General features: G+C 72.5%; 2 protein-coding genes and 1 pseudogene. 1 reads left to right on the top strand and 2 read right to left on the bottom strand.

All coding sequences use genetic code 11. The features are described from left to right. A partial coding sequence (locus tag KBX53_RS34035) for an EamA family transporter (RefSeq protein ID WP_210863934.1) occupies window positions 1-370 on the top strand: 370 nt, incomplete at its 5' end. On the opposite strand, the gene KBX53_RS34030 is transcribed toward KBX53_RS34035, so the two are convergent. Together KBX53_RS34030 and KBX53_RS34025 are read right to left on the bottom strand one after the other, a co-directional pair. Continuing rightward, window positions 348-632, bottom strand: a complete 285-nt coding sequence (locus KBX53_RS34030; RefSeq protein ID WP_210863933.1) for a hypothetical protein — start codon at window positions 630-632, stop codon at window positions 348-350. The two genes, KBX53_RS34035 and KBX53_RS34030, sit on opposite strands and share 23 nt — an antisense overlap. A gap of 1 nt (window position 633) precedes the next feature. Then, window positions 634-1032: pseudogene (locus KBX53_RS34025) on the bottom strand (short-chain dehydrogenase); the annotation flags it as partial.

Raw genomic sequence — 1032 nt, 5'->3', positions numbered from 1 at the left:
CTACGGGATCTGCGCGCTGATCCTGCTGGCCCTGTGCCTGGTCGGTGGCGTACGACTGACCGGGTTCGACGGGCGTACCTGGCTGGCCATCCTGGCTCTGGTGGCCGGTGCCCAACTGCTCGGGCACTCGATGTTCAACTACGCCCTGCGGAAGATCCCGGCGACCACGGTGAGCGTGCTGATCCTGCTGGAAGCGCCCGGCGCCGCACTGCTCGGCTGGGCCTGGTTGGGTCAGGTGCCCCGCCCGTACGCGCTGCTCGGGATGGCGTTGCTGCTGGCCGGTGTGGCGGTGGTGGTGCTGGGCGGCGGTCGGGCCGCGCGCCGGGGCGCGTCTCCCGCGCGGTTGGCTAGCCCTCCCGCACCTCAATGACCCGGGTCGTCGGGGCGGCCTCACCCAGCTCGCCGCGCAGGGCCGCCCGGTCCGGGTCGACGAGGAACGACTCGTACCCGGCCCGGGAGTCGAACCGGATCACGTGCACCTCGGTCTGGCCGTCGGTGCCGCGCAGTCGCCGCTCCAACCAACCGCCGTGCCGCCCCAGCAGGGCCAGCACGGCATCCTCGTAACGCCGCCCGGCGGCCTCCGCCCCGACGGTGAACTCGACGACCGCGACGAGTGTCAGCCGGCCGGCCACCTCAGGTGTCCAGACCGACGGCCTTGGCGCTCGCCGCCCACAGCCGGGAGGCGAGCTGTGGATCGGCCGCCTTCCGCAGGGGCCGACGCGGCCGGCGGTCGACGTAGTAACCCCCGTTGATGAGCCGGGAGCGGTCCTGGTTGGCCAGCCACACCAGCGTCTCGGCGCCCTTCTCGGGGCTGCGGAAGGGCATGAAACGCATGCCGAACGCGACCAACCTGCTGTCGTTGGCGAACCGGGTGCGAACCACCCCGGGGTGGAAGCAGTACGCGGAGATGTCCGGCCAGCGCCGGGCGGCCTCGGCGGTGAACAGGATGTTCGCCTGCTTGCTGGTGCCGTACGCGCCCATCGGCCGGTAGTCACGCAGCGGCCGGTTGAGGTCGTCCGGGTCCAGTGCGCC

This window comes from Micromonospora sp. M51, assembly GCF_018070305.1.
Taxonomy (GTDB): domain Bacteria; phylum Actinomycetota; class Actinomycetes; order Mycobacteriales; family Micromonosporaceae; genus Micromonospora; species Micromonospora parva.
The sequence above is the reverse complement of the archived record's forward strand: the minus strand, read 5'-3'. Positions and strand labels throughout refer to the sequence as shown.